The 16012-nt window shown below is 69.5% G+C and carries 15 protein-coding genes and 1 pseudogene; 10 read left to right on the top strand and 6 right to left on the bottom strand.

Annotated elements, in window-relative coordinates; all coding sequences use genetic code 11:
* Window positions 1-113: 113 nt before the first annotated feature.
* Window positions 114-434, bottom strand: a pseudogene (locus ABZX90_RS30405) (IS5/IS1182 family transposase); the annotation flags it as partial.
* A gap of 256 nt (window positions 435-690) precedes the next feature.
* On the opposite strand from ABZX90_RS30405, the gene ABZX90_RS30400 reads away from it, so the two are divergent.
* Genes ABZX90_RS30400 through ABZX90_RS30370 form a run of 7 tightly spaced genes read left to right on the top strand, consistent with a single transcriptional unit; the run spans window position 691 to window position 9741 of the window.
* The gene (locus tag ABZX90_RS30400) at window positions 691-1878 is read left to right on the top strand and encodes an MFS transporter (RefSeq protein WP_355210224.1); all 1188 of its coding nucleotides are present in this window, start codon (window positions 691-693) and stop codon (window positions 1876-1878) included.
* An 11-nt stretch (window positions 1879-1889) separates the two neighbouring features.
* Window positions 1890-2465, top strand: coding sequence for a hemerythrin domain-containing protein (locus ABZX90_RS30395; protein ID WP_351127638.1), 576 nt, complete (start codon window positions 1890-1892; stop codon window positions 2463-2465).
* Window positions 2462-6199: a nitrate reductase subunit alpha gene (locus tag ABZX90_RS30390; protein ID WP_355210082.1), complete on the top strand. Its 3738-nt coding sequence runs from the start codon at window positions 2462-2464 to the stop codon at window positions 6197-6199. Before ABZX90_RS30395 ends, ABZX90_RS30390 begins: the two co-directional genes overlap by 4 nt.
* The gene (narH, locus tag ABZX90_RS30385) at window positions 6199-7953 is read left to right on the top strand and encodes a nitrate reductase subunit beta (RefSeq protein WP_355210079.1); all 1755 of its coding nucleotides are present in this window, start codon (window positions 6199-6201) and stop codon (window positions 7951-7953) included. Before ABZX90_RS30390 ends, narH begins: the two co-directional genes overlap by 1 nt.
* A complete protein-coding gene (gene narJ / locus ABZX90_RS30380; RefSeq protein ID WP_355210076.1) occupies window positions 7950-8621 on the top strand; it encodes a nitrate reductase molybdenum cofactor assembly chaperone in 672 nt (223 codons plus the stop codon). Before narH ends, narJ begins: the two co-directional genes overlap by 4 nt.
* Complete coding sequence (narI, locus tag ABZX90_RS30375) at window positions 8618-9355, top strand: respiratory nitrate reductase subunit gamma (protein ID WP_355210073.1); 738 nt, start codon at window positions 8618-8620, stop codon at window positions 9353-9355. The genes narJ and narI overlap by 4 nt, the downstream gene beginning before the upstream one ends.
* Complete coding sequence (locus ABZX90_RS30370; protein WP_355210070.1) at window positions 9355-9741, top strand: cupin domain-containing protein; 387 nt, start codon at window positions 9355-9357, stop codon at window positions 9739-9741. The genes narI and ABZX90_RS30370 overlap by 1 nt, the downstream gene beginning before the upstream one ends.
* Before the next feature lie 285 nt (window positions 9742-10026).
* Here ABZX90_RS30370 and ABZX90_RS30365 read toward each other — a convergent pair whose 3' ends face one another.
* Together ABZX90_RS30365 and ABZX90_RS30360 are read right to left on the bottom strand one after the other, a co-directional pair.
* Complete coding sequence (locus ABZX90_RS30365) at window positions 10027-11337, bottom strand: carotenoid oxygenase family protein (protein ID WP_355210067.1); 1311 nt, start codon at window positions 11335-11337, stop codon at window positions 10027-10029.
* Complete coding sequence (locus ABZX90_RS30360) at window positions 11334-11888, bottom strand: hypothetical protein (protein WP_355210064.1); 555 nt, start codon at window positions 11886-11888, stop codon at window positions 11334-11336. The genes ABZX90_RS30365 and ABZX90_RS30360 overlap by 4 nt, the downstream gene beginning before the upstream one ends.
* 93 nt (window positions 11889-11981) lie before the next feature.
* Here ABZX90_RS30360 and ABZX90_RS30355 point away from each other — a divergent pair, with 93 nt between their 5' ends.
* Window positions 11982-12494: a PadR family transcriptional regulator gene (locus ABZX90_RS30355; RefSeq protein ID WP_355210061.1), complete on the top strand. Its 513-nt coding sequence runs from the start codon at window positions 11982-11984 to the stop codon at window positions 12492-12494.
* A gap of 310 nt (window positions 12495-12804) precedes the next feature.
* Here ABZX90_RS30355 and ABZX90_RS30350 read toward each other — a convergent pair whose 3' ends face one another.
* From ABZX90_RS30350 to ABZX90_RS30340, 3 genes are all read right to left on the bottom strand, one after another.
* Window positions 12805-13035, bottom strand: a complete 231-nt coding sequence (locus ABZX90_RS30350; protein ID WP_351127654.1) for a hypothetical protein — start codon at window positions 13033-13035, stop codon at window positions 12805-12807.
* Window positions 13036-13454: 419 nt separating this feature from the next.
* Entirely contained in the window at window positions 13455-13715 is a 261-nt protein-coding gene (locus ABZX90_RS30345; protein ID WP_351127656.1) for a hypothetical protein, read from the bottom strand.
* Between the two features lie 136 nt (window positions 13716-13851).
* Entirely contained in the window at window positions 13852-14691 is an 840-nt protein-coding gene (locus tag ABZX90_RS30340; protein WP_355210057.1) for an alpha/beta hydrolase, read from the bottom strand.
* Window positions 14692-14762: 71 nt separating this feature from the next.
* On the opposite strand from ABZX90_RS30340, the gene ABZX90_RS30335 reads away from it, so the two are divergent.
* Both ABZX90_RS30335 and ABZX90_RS30330 read left to right on the top strand, forming a co-directional pair.
* The gene (locus ABZX90_RS30335; protein ID WP_355210054.1) at window positions 14763-15242 is read left to right on the top strand and encodes a helix-turn-helix domain-containing protein; all 480 of its coding nucleotides are present in this window, start codon (window positions 14763-14765) and stop codon (window positions 15240-15242) included.
* Between the two features lie 187 nt (window positions 15243-15429).
* The gene (locus tag ABZX90_RS30330; protein ID WP_355210051.1) at window positions 15430-15963 is read left to right on the top strand and encodes a GNAT family N-acetyltransferase; all 534 of its coding nucleotides are present in this window, start codon (window positions 15430-15432) and stop codon (window positions 15961-15963) included.
* The last annotated feature ends 49 nt before the right edge of the window (window positions 15964-16012 follow it).

Here is a 16012-nt window from a genome sequence, read left to right as displayed (position 1 = left end):
AGCTACGCCAGCGAATCCGTCTCTGACTACCGGCTTTGTAAGCGAGCGGGGGTGGTTGCTGTACAGCAGCGGAGTACAGCAACCACAGCAACCGACCATGACCGGCAGTCGCTCTAGAGGTCCTGACAAAGGCGTTGGACGTGTCGGTGGGTGATGAGGCAGGTGGCGAGGCCGAGGAAAGCTTCGTGGATGTCGTCGTCGTTCCCAGCGGATGCGTAAGCGGCGAAAACCGTGGAGCCAGGAGAGGTGCGCTCTACCACCCAAGGGAAAGTGCCCAGGCCGGAGCCGTGCTCGACGCCGCGTTCGGCGATGACCGGGCGGATGCCGCGCTGCCACAGCAGGCGCCGGTACTTGTTTCTCCGCCTCTCCCCGGCACATGTACCCCACCCGGCGCGGGAGATGAGGACCAACGGCCCCTGCCGCGGGAACCGGCCCCCGGCGATCCTGGCGGGGACGACCTGGTCCGGGCACCACGGCCACGAGACAGGCGACGCGACTGTCTGCGGGCACTTATGAGGAGCCGAGAAGACCATGCCTACGATGCCCCGCCCCCCGAAGCCGGAACCCCCGACAGGCAAGTCCCCGACGCACGGCCGAGCGGGTGAAACGCAGGAAACCACCGGTTCGCCCCCGTCCTCCGACCCCGCCACGAACGCGCAGGCTCCACCGTCGGTCGGCCGGCGGCGGCTGATGCTGGCGCTTGCCACGGTCGGGTTCGCGGTGAACTTCTGGGCCTGGGCACTGCTCAGCCCGCTCGGCCCGCGGTTCAAGGACAGCCTGCAACTGAGCGCGTTCCAGCAGGCGTTGCTGGTCGCCGTGCCCGTGGTGGTGGGCTCGCTGGGCCGCATACCGGTCGGTGTGCTGACGGACCGGTTCGGCGGCCGGGTGATGTTCCCGCTGGTCTCCGCGGCAACCATCGTCCCCGTCCTGTATCTGGGGCTGGCCGGACACTCTTCCCTGGACCAGCTGCTGGTGGGCGGGTTCTTTCTCGGTGTCGGCGGCACCGCGTTCGCGGTGGGTGTGCCCTTCGTCAGTGCCTGGTTTCCGCCCGAGCGCAGGGGACTCGCGATCGGTGTCTTCGGCGCCGGGATGGGCGGCACCGCCATCAGCGCCCTGACCACGGTGAATCTGGTCAAGTCGCACGGTCTGGCCACCCCGTTCGTGGCGACCGCGATCGTACTGGCCGGCTATGCGCTGGTGGCTGCGGTCCTGCTGCGCGACGCTCCAGGCAGGACCGTACCGCCCGGGACCATGACGGGCCGGCTCGCCGCCACCGTCAGGCTCGGTGTCACCTGGCAGGCATCCGCGCTGTACGCGGTCGCGTTCGGCGGATACGTCGCCTTCTCCGTCTATCTGCCCACCTACCTCAAGTCCGGGTACGGCCTGGCACAGGCCGACGCGGCCAACCGGATGGCCGGGTTCGTCCTGCTGGCGGTGATGATGCGGCCGGTCGGCGGCTGGTTGTCCGACCGACTGGGCCCCACCCGCGTGCTGGCCATGGCGCTCGGCGTGGTCACGCTGAGTGCGGCCGTTCAGTCCTTCGCCCCGCCGCTGGCCCCGCTGGGCACCATCACCTTCCTGACGATCGCCGCCGCGCTCGGCGCGGGCAGCGGTGCCACCTTCGCCCTCGTCGCCCTGCTCGCCCCGGCCGGCAAAGTCGGCGCCGTCACCGGCGTCGTGGGCGCGGCCGGTGGGCTGGGCGGCTTCGTCCCACCACTGCTGATGGGTTCCCTCTACGGCGCCTACGGCACCTACGCGCTCGGGCTGGCCCTGCTCGCCCTGATCGCCGCCACCGCCCTGGCATTCACCGCGACCACTGTCCGCAAGGCCGTCACCCGCGGCACCCACCGCACCCCGACGGCTGTCAACCCGGCGTGAGACGAGTCACCATGTGTGAGTACTGCGGCTGCCAGGCACTACCCGAGATCGCCGAACTGACCCGCGAACACGACCTGGTCGTCAATCTCATCGGGCACGTCCACACCGCGCACTGCGACGCGGACATCCCCCGGATGGCGTGGATCGCGCGCCGCGTATCCGCCGTTCTCGTGCCGCACACGGCAGTGGAGGAGCTGGGTCTCTTCCCGCCCCTGGCGGAGGAGTTTCCCGACGGCATCGCGGCGCTTCGGGCCGAACACCGGCACATCGAGGCCGTACTCGACGAGGCCGCCGTGGGCGTCCCGGCCGACCCCGCCTGGCCCCTGCGGCTCCTGGACGCCCTGGACCTGCTGCGCAACCACATCCTCAAGGAACAGGACGGCGTGTTCCCCGCCGCCCTGGCCGGGCTGAGCACCGAGGACTGGGAGGCAATGGACGCGGTCCGCACCCGCGTCGGAACGTTGTGCGCGGATTTCGCCACAACGGGATTCGCCACGACGGAGTTCTCCCCGGAAGCCGGTGTCGACAAGCAGCACGCCGGATCACAGCAGGACGGGCCGCTGACGCCCGGGAAGGCGGCATCATGAGCCCAGGAACCCCAGGAACCGACCCGCAGGCACGACAACCAGCCGGTCTGGACGGAGAGTTGGCGGACGCGCTGGTGAGCACCCGCCGGTTCTTCACCCGGGCCGAGGTCTCGGCCGACCACCGCACCCTGTACAAGATCGGCGGCCGGAAGGCCGACGACTTCTACCGGGACCGGTGGAGCCACGACAAGGTGGTGCGCTCCACGCACGGGGTGAACTGCACCGGCTCGTGTTCGTGGAAGGTGTACGTCAAGGACGGGATCATCACCTGGGAGTCCCAGCAGACCGACTACCCCACCGTCGGCCCGGACAGCCCGGAGTACGAGCCGCGCGGCTGCCCGCGCGGCGCCGCGTTCTCCTGGTACACCTACTCACCCACCCGCGTCCGCTACCCCTATGTACGCGGGGTGCTCCTGGAGATGTACCGGGAGGCCAGGGCCCGGCTCGGTGACCCGGTGCTGGCGTGGGCGGACGTCGTCTCCGACCCGGAGCGGTCCCGGCGCTACAAGTCGGCGCGCGGCAAGGGCGGCCTGGTGCGGGCGAGTTGGGACGAGGCGAGCGAGATGATCGCCGCCGCCCATGTGCACACCATCAAGGAATACGGTCCTGACCGGCTGGCCGGGTTCTCGCCGATACCGGCGATGTCGATGGTCTCCCATGCCGCAGGCGCCCGCTTCTACTCGCTGCTCGGCGGGGTGATGCTGTCGTTCTACGACTGGTACGCCGACCTGCCGGTCGCCTCCCCGCAAGTCTTCGGGGACCAGACGGACGTACCCGAGTCCGGCGACTGGTGGGACGCCGGCTATCTGATCATGTGGGGCTCGAACCTGCCGGTGACCCGCACCCCGGACGCGCACTGGATGGCGGAGGCCCGCTACCGGGGGCAGAAGGTGATCGCGGTCGCCCCGGACTACGCCGACAACGTGAAGTTCGCCGACGAGTGGCTGCCCGCCGCGCCGGGCACCGACGGGGCGCTGGCGATGTCGATGGGGCACGTGATCCTCAAGGAGTTCTTCGTCGACCGCCAGGTCGGCTACTTCACCGACTACGTCAAGCGGTACACCGACCTGCCCTTCCTCGTCACCCTCGAAGAACGCGGCACCGGGGCGGACGTGAGGTACGCCCCGGGGAAGTTCCTGACCGCGGCCGACTTGGGCGGCACGGCGGCCGAGGCGGAGAACGCGGAGTTCAGGACCGTCCTGCTGGACGCCGCCACCGGCGAGCCGGTCGTCCCGAACGGTTCGCTCGGCCACCGCTACGGCGAGTCCGGAGCCGGGAAGTGGAACCTCGACCTCGACGACACCGACCCGCTTCTGACCGCCGCCGACGGCGGTGAGGACGCCGTAACAGTGGAGCTGACCCGGTTCGACACCCCGGACGGGACCGCCGGACAGTTGCGGCGAGGTGTCCCCGTACGCCGGGTCGCCGGGCAGTTGGTGACCACGGTGTTCGACCTGCTCCTCGCCCAGTACGGCGTCGCCCGGGACGGGCTGCCGGGGATCTGGCCGACCGGCTACGACGACCCTGACCAGCCCTACACCCCGGCCTGGCAGGCGGCCATCACCGGCGTGGCCGGTGAGACGGCGGCCCGCATAGCGCGCGAGTTCGCCACGAACGCGGAGGAGTCCAAGGGCCGTTCGATGATCATCATGGGGGCGGGGACCAACCACTGGTTCCACTCCGACACCATCTACCGCTCCTTCCTCACCCTGACGACGCTGACAGGCTGCCAGGGCGTCAACGGCGGCGGCTGGGCCCACTACGTGGGGCAGGAGAAGGTCCGCCCGATCACCGGCTACTCGGCGATCGCGACGGCCGCCGACTGGCACCGGCCCGCCCGGCAGATGATCCAGACCGCGTACTGGTACCTGCACACCGACCAGTTCCGCTACGACCCCTTCAGCGCCGACACCCTCGCCGCCGCGGGCGCGGGCGGCACGTTCGCCGGGAAGAGCACCGCGGATGTCATCGCGGCCTCGGCCCGGATGGGCTGGATGCCCTCCTACCCGACGTTCGACCGCAACCCGCTCACCCTCGCGACGGACGCGGAAGCCGCCGGCCAGGAGGTTTCGGAATACGTCGTGGACGAACTAAAGGCAGGCAGGCTGCGGTTCGCCGGTGAGGACCCGGACGCACCGGAGAACTTCCCCCGGGTGCTGACCATTTGGCGGGCGAACCTGCTCGGCTCCTCCGCCAAGGGCAACGAGTACTTCCTCAAGCACCTGCTCGGCACCGACTCCGCCGTACGCGCCACCGAAGCGCCGCCCGGCGCCCGCCCGCGCGATGTGGTGTGGCGCGACGAGGCGCCGGTGGGCAAGCTCGACCTGCTGCTCACCCTGGACTTCCGGATGACCAGTACCACCGTCTACTCCGACATCGTGCTGCCGGCCGCGACCTGGTACGAGAAGCACGACCTGAACACCACGGACATGCACCCGTTCGTGAACTCCTTCAACCCGGCCATCCCACCGCCGTGGCAGACCCGCACCGACTGGGACGCCTTCAACACCGTCGCGGCGGCGTTCAGCCGTCTCGCGGAGGGGCGGCTGGACACCCTGAAGGACGTGGTGGCGGCGCCGCTGCTGCACGACACCCCCGACGCGATGGCCACCCCGCACGGGCGTGTCCGGGACTGGAAGGCAGGCGAGTGCGAGCCGGTCCCCGGCCGGACCATGCCCAGGCTGGTGACGATCGAGCGCGACTACCCAGGCGTCGCCGACCGCATGACCGCCCTCGGCCCGCTCCTGGACACCCTGGGCGCCACCACCAAGGGCGTCACCTTCGACGTACGACAGGAACTGGAGTACCTGCGGCACAAGAACGGCACCGTGCGCGGCGGTCCCGCGGACGGCCGCCCCTCGATCGCCCGGGACGTGCAGGTCTGCGAGGCGATCCTGACTCTGTCGGGAACCACCAACGGACACCTGGCCACCCAGGGCTTCCGCACCCTGGAGGCCCGTACCGGCGTCAAGTTGGCCGACCTGGCCGCCGAGGCCGAGGGAAAGCGGGTCACCTTCGCCGACACCCAGGCGGGCCCGGTCCCGGTCATCACGTCGCCGGAGTGGTCGGGGACGGAGTCGGGCGGGCGCCGCTACTCGCCGTTCACCATCAACGTCGAACGGCTCAAGCCCTGGCACACCCTGACGGGCCGTCAGCACTTCTTCATCGACCACGACTGGATCGCCGAACTCGGCGAGTGGATGCCCGTCTACCGGCCGCCGCTCAGCATGCACGCCCTCTTCGACGAGCCCGAGGTGGGCGATCAAGGCGAACTCGGCATCACCGTGCGCTACTTGACCCCGCACAACAAGTGGTCCATCCACTCCGAGTACCAGGACAACCTGTTCATGCTCTCGCTCTCCCGCGGCGGCCCGACCGTCTGGATGAGCAAGGAGGACGCGGCGAAGATCGGCGTGCACGACAACGACTGGATCGAGGCGGTGAACCGCAACGGCGTCGTCGCCGCCCGCGCTGTCGTCTCCCACCGCATGCCGGAAGGCACCGTCTACATGCACCACGCCCAGGACCGGCTCATCGACGTCCCCCGCACCGAGACCAACGGCCGGCGCGGCGGCGTCCACAACTCGCTGACCCGGCTGCTGGTCAAACCCAGCCACCTCATCGGCGGCTACGCCCAGTTGACGTACGCCTTCAACTACCTCGGCCCGACCGGCAACCAGCGCGACGAGGTCACCGTCATCCGCCGCCGTACCGACCAGGAGGTGACGTACTGATGGCCTCAAGTGCGGCGCCCCGCCGCCGGGTCATGGCGCAGATGGCGATGGTGATGAACCTCGACAAGTGCATCGGCTGCCACACCTGCTCGGTCACCTGCAAACAGGCATGGACCAACCGCCCCGGCGTGGAGTACGTGTGGTTCAACAACGTCGAGACCCGCCCCGGCCAGGGCTATCCGCGCCGCTACGAGGACCAGGAGAAGTGGCGCGGCGGCTGGGACCTCAACAAACGCGGCAACCTGAAGCTGAAGGGCGGCGGCCGGTTCAAGAAGCTGATCAACATCTTCTCCAACCCCACGCTGCCCTCGCTCGACGACTACTACCAGCCCTGGACGTACGACTACGAGACGCTGACCAACGCGCCGCTCCAGGAACACACCCCCGTCGCCCGCCCCAAGTCCCTGATCACCGGCAAGGACATGAAGATCACCTGGTCGGCGAACTGGGACGACAACCTCGGCGGCTCCGCCGACCACGGCGACAAGGACGTGCTGCTCGCCGGCATCGCCGAGAAGGTCAAGTTCGAGTTCGAGCAGACCTTCATGTTCTACCTGCCGCGGATCTGCGAGCACTGCCTCAACCCGTCCTGCGTCGCCTCCTGCCCCTCCGGCGCGATCTACAAGCGCTCGGAGGACGGCATCGTGCTGGTCGACCAGGACCGCTGCCGGGGCTGGCGGATGTGCGTGTCCGGCTGCCCGTACAAGAAGATCTACTTCAACCACCGCACCGGCAAGGCCGAGAAGTGCACCTTCTGCTTCCCGCGCATCGAGGTCGGCCAGCCCACCGTCTGCGCCGAGACCTGCGTCGGTCGGCTCCGCTACATCGGCCTGGTCCTCTACGACCCCGACCAGGTCCTCGAAGCCGCCTCCACCCCCGACGCCACCGACCTGTACGAGGCACAGCGGAAGGTCTTCCTCGACCCCGACGACCCGCAGGTGGCCGCCGACGCGGAACGGTCGGGCATCTCACGGGACTGGATCGAGGCCGCCCGGCGCTCCCCGGTCCACGCCCTGATCAACACGTACAAGCTCGCCCTGCCGCTGCACCCGGAGTACCGCACGCTGCCCATGGTCTGGTACATCCCGCCGCTGTCCCCGGTCGTGGACGTGATCCGCGACACCGGCTACGACGCCGAGGACCGCGGCAACCTGTTCGCCGCGATCGACGCCCTGCGCATCCCCGTGGACTACCTCGCCCAGCTGTTCACCGCCGGCGCCCCCGCCCCCGTCGACGCCGTGCTGCGCCGACTGGCCGCCATGCGCAGCTACATGCGCGACATCAACCTCGGCCGCGACCCCGACGCGACCATCCCCGCCGCGGTGGGCATGACCGAGGAGCAGATGTACGACATGTTCCGGCTCCTGGCGCTGGCCAAGTACGAGGACAGATACGTCATCCCGCCCGCGCACGCCGAACAGGCGCACGGCCTGGAGGAGTTGGCCACCGAGTGCAGCCTCGACTTCGAGGACGGCCCCGGCATGGGCGGCTCCGGTCCTTTCGGCGAGGCGTCCGGCGCTCCGGCCCCGATCGCCGTGGAGAACTTCCACCTGCTGCGCGACCGCCAGACCGCCGACGCCGTGGACACCCCGGCGGCCCCCGGCGACAAATCCACCCGGCTCAACCTCCTCAACTGGGACGGCAACGGCCGCCCCCAGGGCCTGTTCCCCCGCTCCTCCGGAGACGAGGACAGCGACGGGAACAGGGACGGCGAAGCACCGAACACGAACACCGAGAGCGAGCCGCGTCCATGACCCCCACGAGCAAGCGCAACGCCGCCGCCCGCGAAGACACTGCCCGGCACGCCGCCGCCTGGCAGGTCCAGTCGCTGCTCCTCGGCTATCCCGACGAGCGGCTCCTCGAACAGGCGCGGCTCGTACGGGCCGTCACCGACACGCTGCCCGACCGGGTCGCCGAGCCGCTGCGCCGATTCCTCGGGCACCTCGACCGGACGCCCGCCACGCAACTGGCGGCGGACTACGTCGCCACCTTCGACCACCGCAAACGCAACTGCCTCTTCCTGACCTACTACGCCCACGGCGACACCCGCAATCGCGGCGCCGCGCTGCTGCGCCTCAAGCAGACCTACGCCGCGGCCGGGCTGCGGCTGACCGACGACGAACTGCCCGACCACCTCTGCGTCGTCCTGGAATTCGCCGCCACCGGCGACCCCGAAGCAGGCCGGCGCCTCCTCACCGAGCACCGGGCAGGACTGGAACTGCTGCGCCTGGCGCTGCGCGACGCGCGCTCCGCGTGGGCGGACGTCCTGGACTCCGTATCGGCGACCCTGCCCCCACTGGCCGGTGACGAGCGCGAAGCCGTCGCCAAGCTCGCCGCCCAGGGACCGCCCGAGGAACAGGTCGGTCTCGCGCCGTTCGCGCCACCAGAGTTCATGCCCGCCCCGACGGGAGGCCGGTCATGATCCCGGACCCGGACGCGCTCGACGTCGTGCTGTGGGTCGTCCTGCCGTACATCGTGCTGTCCCTGTTCGTCGTCGGCCATGTCTGGCGCTACCGCTACGACAAGTTCGGTTGGACCACCCGGTCCAGCCAGCTGTACGAGAGCCGGCTGCTGCGCGTCGGCAGCCCACTGTTCCACTTCGGGGTCCTGGCGGTGGTGCTGGGCCACATCGGCGGCCTGGTGATCCCGAAGGACTGGACCGGAGCCATCGGCGTCAGCGAGCACGCCTACCACCTCATGGCCACCGGGTTGGGGACCATCGCCGGTGCCGCCACCCTGGCCGGGCTCGCGATCCTCGTCTACCGGCGGCGTACGGTCGGGTCGGTGTTCAGCGCCACCACCCGTAACGACAAGCTCATGTACGTCATGCTCACCGTGACCCTGGCACTGGGGCTGTCCGCCACCGTGGTCAGCAACATCATCGGCGGGGGGTACGACTACCGCACCACCATCTCGCCCTGGTTCCGGTCGGTCTTCTCCCTGTACCCCGACCCGGCGCTGATGGCCGGTGCGCCGATGCTGTTCCGCCTGCACGTGCTCAGCGCCCTGCTGCTGTTCGGCATCTGGCCGTTCACCCGGCTGGTGCACATGCTCACCGCACCGCTCGGCTACCTCACCCGCCCGTACATCGTCTATCGCAGCCGGGATGCGCAGTTGGGCTCCCGCGCGCCCCGGCGCGGATGGGAACGCACCTGATGAGCACCCACCACAACGGTCCTGCCCGGTCTCCCGAGACACATCTGGCCGCCGGTGAGGTCACCAATCTGCCGGCCATGGGAGAACAGTTGCTCGCCGATGCCAGGTCCGCGACCGCCGGGAACTCCGGGAGGGCGGCACGAACCGTCGTCGCCCTTCCGGGACTTCGCGTCACCGTGATCGCGCTCGCGTCGGGTTCCGAACTCGCCGAACACGAGGCCCCGGGCGCCGCCACCCTCACCTGCCTGACCGGTCGGGTGACACTCAACACCACCGACCGCACGTGGCCCCTCGGCCAGGGTGACATCGTCGCCATTCCCGACCAACGGCACAGCCTGACCGCCGAGACCGACGCGGCGGTACTCCTCACCGTCCGGCTCGCATGAACACCGGCGGACAAAACGCATCCACCACACCCGCGGAGCGACTCGATTCCAGGACCTCGGGCAAACTGCACGCCGCGTGCGCCGGCACCGCACCGCCACACAGCACGGACAACCGGAACCGGCGCAGAAGATCTCGGGTACCTCGCGCCATCCCCTCCGTGTGCCCTGAAGAGCGGTAAACCACGATCGATCCGGGAGACGCGCGAGGGCGGCACCAGCGTCGCGACCGGCGCTCGCGCGGTGTCGCGATGTCGGCTGTCGCAGCGGCCATCCGGGCTTGGTTGCTCAATCCGCAAGCCAGTTGCCGTGGAAGCCGTACGGCACGCGGGCCGGCAGGTGAACGGTTGCGACCGGGTCGGCGGCGAGGTCGCCCGCGTCCAGGATGACCAGGTCGCTGCGGTCGGTGCCGGCGTCGTAGACGTACGTCATGAGCCAGCCAGGGCCGCCCGCCGCGTCGCCGGCCGGGGCGAAGGCGGCCTCGCCGGGCGTGCGGCGGGGCCCGAAGTCGTGCGCCGTCGCCGCGCCACTGCCCAGCTCGTATCGGACCAGTGAGCTGCCGCAGGTCACGTGCCCGTATGTGGCCTCCAGCCCGGTCAGCCGGTCGTCGACCCGGGGGAACTCGCCGGGACGGTCGTCGCACTGCTCCTCGCGGACCGTCCCGGTGGCCGGGTCGATCGTCCACTTCCAGAGCACGGCCTCCTGCCTGCGGTCGATGACGTCGCCGGTGCGCCGCCACAGCTCCGGGTAGCGCATGACGTGCAGCACGATGGTGCCGTCCGGCGCGTCGTAGGCGTTGAGCGGGTGGAAGACGTAGCACGGGTCGATGCCGAACCAGCGCACCTCGCCGTACGGGTCGTTGCGGCGGAGCACCCCCAGCCGCGCACCGTAGCCGTCGTCCCAGTGGTAGGGCATGGTCCCGGCCATGGCCAGGTCCAGGTCGAAGACGACGGGCAGGTCCATGAAGACGACGTGCTCCGCGGTGAGGTTGAAGTCGTGCATCATCGTCGGCCCGGGCACCTCGACCGGCCTGGTGATCACCAGCTCGCCCGAGGCATCCGCCCGGTGGTAGGTGAGATACGGGGTCTCCAGCATTCCGTAGCCGAAGAGGTGCAGCTCCCCGGTGACCGGGCACACCTTCGGGTGCGCCGTCATCGCGGTGCCCAGCTTCCCGCCGAAGTCGTATGCGCCGACCGTGTCCAGGTCGCGGGTGAGCTCGTAGGGCAGGGCCGTCTCGACCAGGGCGAGGGTCCGGCCCGCGTGCCGGATGACGTGGGTGTTGGCAGGGCCCACGGTGAGGTCGCGGCGGCCCTGGTCGTCGTAGGTGCGGGCCCCGTCGGTGAAACTGCGGGTGCGCACCCAGCGGTTGCGGTACGAGACGGCCCGGCCGCCCTCCAGCCGGACGCCGTGGATCATGCCGTCGCCGAAGAACCAGTGTCCGGAGGCGGCGTCGGCCGGGTTCGGCCCGTTGCGGAGGTACCAGCCGGCCAGCTCGGCCGGGATCCGCCCGGTCACTGGCAGGTCGTACGCGGTGAGTTCTTCGCCGACCGGAGCGTAGTTGCCCGCCAAGTGGGGCCGGGCCTGTTGCGGGGAGGTCATCGGGTACCGGCCTTGGCCTGGACGTGGGCGACGTAGCGGACGGTGAAGATCATCGGGACGGCGAAGCCGGCGACCTGGATGAGCGTGGCGGGGGTCGAGTGGGCGTTTCCGGCATGCGCCACGAAGGCGAGCACGACAGCGGTCAGGGCGAAGGCCGCGGTCCAGACGGCAGTGATGATGACGTTGGTCCGGATGAACGGCTTGAGCCCCCAGACCTCGCGCGGGGTGGTGCGTTTGGCGATGCCCGACGTGAACGGCTTGCCGATGGCCAGCGAGACCCCGGCGATGACTGCCAGCGTGCCCGCCGACAGCGCCGCCGAGTAGTCGTGCACGCCCGAGTCGGGGTTGGCGAAGGCGATGACGGCCAGCACGGCGAAGAAGACCGCGGAGCCGATCTCGATGATCAGCGCGTCCGGTCCGACGCCGGACCGTATCTGCTGGACGATCACGGCCACCGCGACCACCAGGGCGGCCACCGCCGCCCACTGCCAGTTACCCGAGGGCAGCACGGCGAAGACGATCCACGGGAGGAAGGTGCGCAGGTAGGACATGAGATCTCCACTGCTTCAGTATTTCTGATCTGACATGTCGAAAGTAGAAGGTCCAGTAGTGACATGTCAAGAGTGGAATGTAGACTGGGTGACATGAGCCTTCGACACGCGCTGCTCGGGCTCCTCTCCGAGCGCCCCGCCAGCGGCTACGACCTGCTGAAACTGTTCGAGACGTCGCTGGCCACCGCCTGGCCTGCGACCCAGAGTCAGATCTACACCGAGCTGACCAAGCTGGCGGGCACAGGGCTGATCAAGGTGGCAGCCGAGGGTCCGCGAGGCCGCAAGGAGTACGCCCTCACCGACGAAGGGCTGGCCGAACTACGGCACTGGCTGACCGAGACGAAGCCGCAGCGGAACACCCGCAGCGACATTCTCCTGAGGGTGTTCTTTCTCGGGGTGCTGACGCCCGAGCAGGCACACGGCTACCTCGCCGAGCTCATCGAGCTGTCCGATCAGGGGTACCAGAGTCTGCGTCGGCTGGAGGAGTCCGTCGACTGGGATGACGGCAATCTTTCGGTCTACGGCCGGATCGCCCTGGAGTACGGCCTGCGGTTCAACGCCATGCGCCGCGAGTGGGCCGAGTGGGCGGCCGGCCAGATCACCTGACGGCGGGCGGACCGACGGGAGCGCTGCAGGGACCGGACTTCCCCGCGGAACCGCCCCCTGCGACGGCGTCGAGCGCACCGGTCCTGGACTACCAGCTGAGCTTGTAGTCCACTTCGGCGGAAGTGAGTTCCTGGAGACCGCGCGTGAGTTCACGGGCTTCACGACATCCCCGGATTTCCGCCAGCGGCTCACCGGTCGCGGCGATCATGCGCGATCAGCTCGGTCCGGTGATGGAGAAAACGCTGCTGGTCGCGATCACCTTCTGAGTCTCCAAGTGCGCGACAACCACCGCAGACCCAGTCAACTGCGGTCAGGCCAGCGCAAGCATGAAGCCGCCGCGGGCCGTGCCCGAGGACAGCAGGGCAGACCAGTCGAGCACCTCGGGCAGTTGCTCCAAAGACAGAACGACTGCTCCGCCGGCCTGCTCGGCATCCGCGCACCAGTCGGCCATGTCGTTGGACTCGGCACCATCGTCGGTCCCGCCGATCACCGGCGCGGCGAGAGCGGGGACGACGAGTCCGTGGTCCTCGGGCCCGTCCACGACACACAGAGTGAGGCGGGGGACGATGCTCCACCCCTCACACCGGGGCACCGACCCGTCGGGCACGGCCAAGAGCGGCAGGGCATCGTGGACAGGCGCGCCAGCCAGCAGGAGCACGGGCGTGGCACCACGGACGAACAGAGTGTTCTCAGGATCCAGCAGCACGGGAACACTCTCGCAGGCCAGGGAGCAGGAGCGGCGGGCGGGTACCCAGGAGGCCGACTTCCCTGGCGCCCTTCAAGCGGCCGACCAGCATGAACCGCCGGAGCATACGAGGCTTCCTGAGCCGTGTGCGAGTGGGCGAGGCCTCGGATTCCAGGGCCGATTCAAGAGCCGCTGTCGGGCTCGTCAGCACGCCGGCCGTGTGGCGTTCGACCAGGTCTGCGGGTCCCCGGGCTCGGCGCGTCCCTGACGCAGGCTCAAGTCTCCATCGGGTGGCCGCCGTCGCCTTCGACCACGACCCGGTCGACTCCGGGCTCGTCGGCTCGTTCGACCATCGTCACGTCGATCTCCCCGTCGCCGGTGGTGTCGAACTGGTAGAGATCGGCCTTGCCGTCACCCGTGGTGTCGGTCATCCAGACGTCCGTCTTTCCGTCGCCGTTGGTGTCGGCGCTGAGGACGACGTGATGCTCGTCCCCCTGGGTCTCGATCGCTTCGTCCGTGCCGTCATTCGTCTCCATGACGGCCGGTTGCCCCGGTGGGCAGGTCCAAAACTTTGGCCCGGCGCGGCCTGGAGGGAGATGCGCACGGCCCTGGCCGGCGGCCGGGCGACGGCTGGACACCCGGTGCACGACCGCCGGGAGGCGACTGAACCGCTCAGGCCAGGAACTGCGTCAGCAAACCGTTGAGTTCGTCCGGTTGTTCCGTGGGCAGGGAGTGGTGGGAGGCGTTCGGAAGGAGGACGACGCTCGCCTCGGGCATGAGTCGGCGGGCCTGGGCGGCCACCCGCCGGACGTTGTGGACGCGGCTGCGCCCGGCGAGGAGCACCAGGGCCCGAACGGCGCAGGCCTTCAGATCCTCCGGCCTCGGGCGTCGCATGGCGACGACCTTCGGCCGGCGGGCGGTGGCGGTGCTTCCCAGGAACGCCTGCCAGGCGGGGTTCTCGGGGGTACGGCCCGTCTCCCACCGGTGGAACGCCTCCACGCGTTCGGCGCTGGGTGCGATCAGCATCGGCAGGGCGCGCAGGAGGTACACCGGGCTCATGCCGGCGAAGCAGTTGGTGGGGTCCAGCAGAGCGAGGCGGCGGAGGCGGTGGGGTGCGTGGAGCGCGTAGTTCAGGGCGATCCAGGCGCCGTAGGAGTGGCCGCCCAGGTGCGCACCGTCGAGACGGAGCTCGTCGAAGAACGTGTCGAGCCAGGTCATGAGGTCGTCGGCTCCGCGCAGGGGCGCCCCGTCGTGCACGCTGCGGCCGATGTCGCCCATCAGGTCGGGGGCGTACACCCGATGGGTGGTGGCCAGGGAGCCGATGTTGGCGAACCACCCGACCGAGGTGGTTCCGCCGCCGGGCAGCAGCACGAGCGGCGCGCCGTCCTTCGGGCCGCTGATGTGGACCCGGGTACTGCCGTACGGAGACGGCACATCGACTGTGTCGACCTCCACGGGCCAATGCCGCAGAACGGTGTCGTACGCCGAGAAGAATGCCGCCTCGCCACCCATGATCGCCGCCTTATGATTACTCGACCACCGATAGTCTCGATAAACGAGACAATATCACCGGGAGGGACAGCATGGACGATCGAGACCCGGACCTTCAACTGGTCCATCTGCTACGAGGTGTCACTGTCGAACTGGAGCTCTTCGCCGCCGAGTTCGCCGGCGTTCATGGGCTGCATCCGACCGATGTGCGTGCGCTGATCCACCTCCTGGACGCCGGACGGGCGGACACGCCCGCCACACCTGGGTGGCTCGGTGCGCAGCTGGGGGTGAATTCGGCGTCGACCACCGCGCTGATCGACCGGCTGGAACGTATGGAACTCGTCCGCCGGGATCGGGACACACACGACCGCCGGCGGGTCCTGCTCACCGTCACGGACAGGGCCGTCACCCTGGGCTGGTCGTTCTTCGGGCCGCTGATCAACGAGATGGTCGCCTCGATGCGTACCTTCGACGAGAAGGACCTGGCCACGGTGCGGCGTTTCCTGCTGGCCATGCGCGATGTCGCCGAGACGGTGCGCAGGGACCAGCGGGACGGCACTGCCGGACAGTGAGACGACCACTAGCATGTCTCGAGGTCGGCCTTCCCTCTCTTCCGTCCGTCTCTTCCGTCCGTCTCCCCCTGTGCCTCCTCCCCCTCCGCCTCCTCCCTCGGCCACGCTCCGAAGCAGCACGTCAGCAACGCGTCGCCCCCCCCGGGCCGGCGTACCGGCGCTTCCTGCGTAGGGCAGGATGGATGCCATGACCGAGATCCGCACCCCCCGCCTCCTGCTCCGCCGCTGGAACGACGACGACCTCGCCCCCATGGCGGACATCAACGCGGACTCCCAGGTCATGCGCTGGATCGACGACGGCTCGGTCCGCGACCTGGACGAGACGGCCGAGGCCATCGAGCAGTGGGAAGAGGAATGGGACGAGGAGGGCTTCGGCCTCTTCGCCGTCGAACTGCTGGCCTCGGGCGAGATGGCCGGCTTCGCGGGACTGTCCGTGCCCGAGTACCTGCCTGAGGTCCTGCCCGCCGTGGCGATCAGTTGGCGGTTCGGCTCACAGTTCTGGGGCCAGGGCTACGCGTCCGAAGCCGCCCACGCCACGCTGGAGTTCGCACTCCAGGATCGCGGCCTCGATCGTGTCATCAGCATCAGCCGGATGGGCGACGACGCCTCGGAGAACATCATCCGCAAGCTCGGCATGAAGTCGGAGAGCGAGATGACACATCCGGTGTACGGCTTCCCGCTGAGCATCCACGCCATCGATCTCACCGAGTTCCAGGCGTGAAGCGCCCCGACTGAAGCGTCCGCCCGGGAAATTCGATGCGGTCGGCGTG

It is taken from the genome of Streptomyces sp. NPDC002935, assembly GCF_040611295.1.
GTDB lineage: Bacteria > Actinomycetota > Actinomycetes > Streptomycetales > Streptomycetaceae > Streptomyces.
This window is presented reverse-complemented; position numbering and strand designations above follow the sequence as displayed.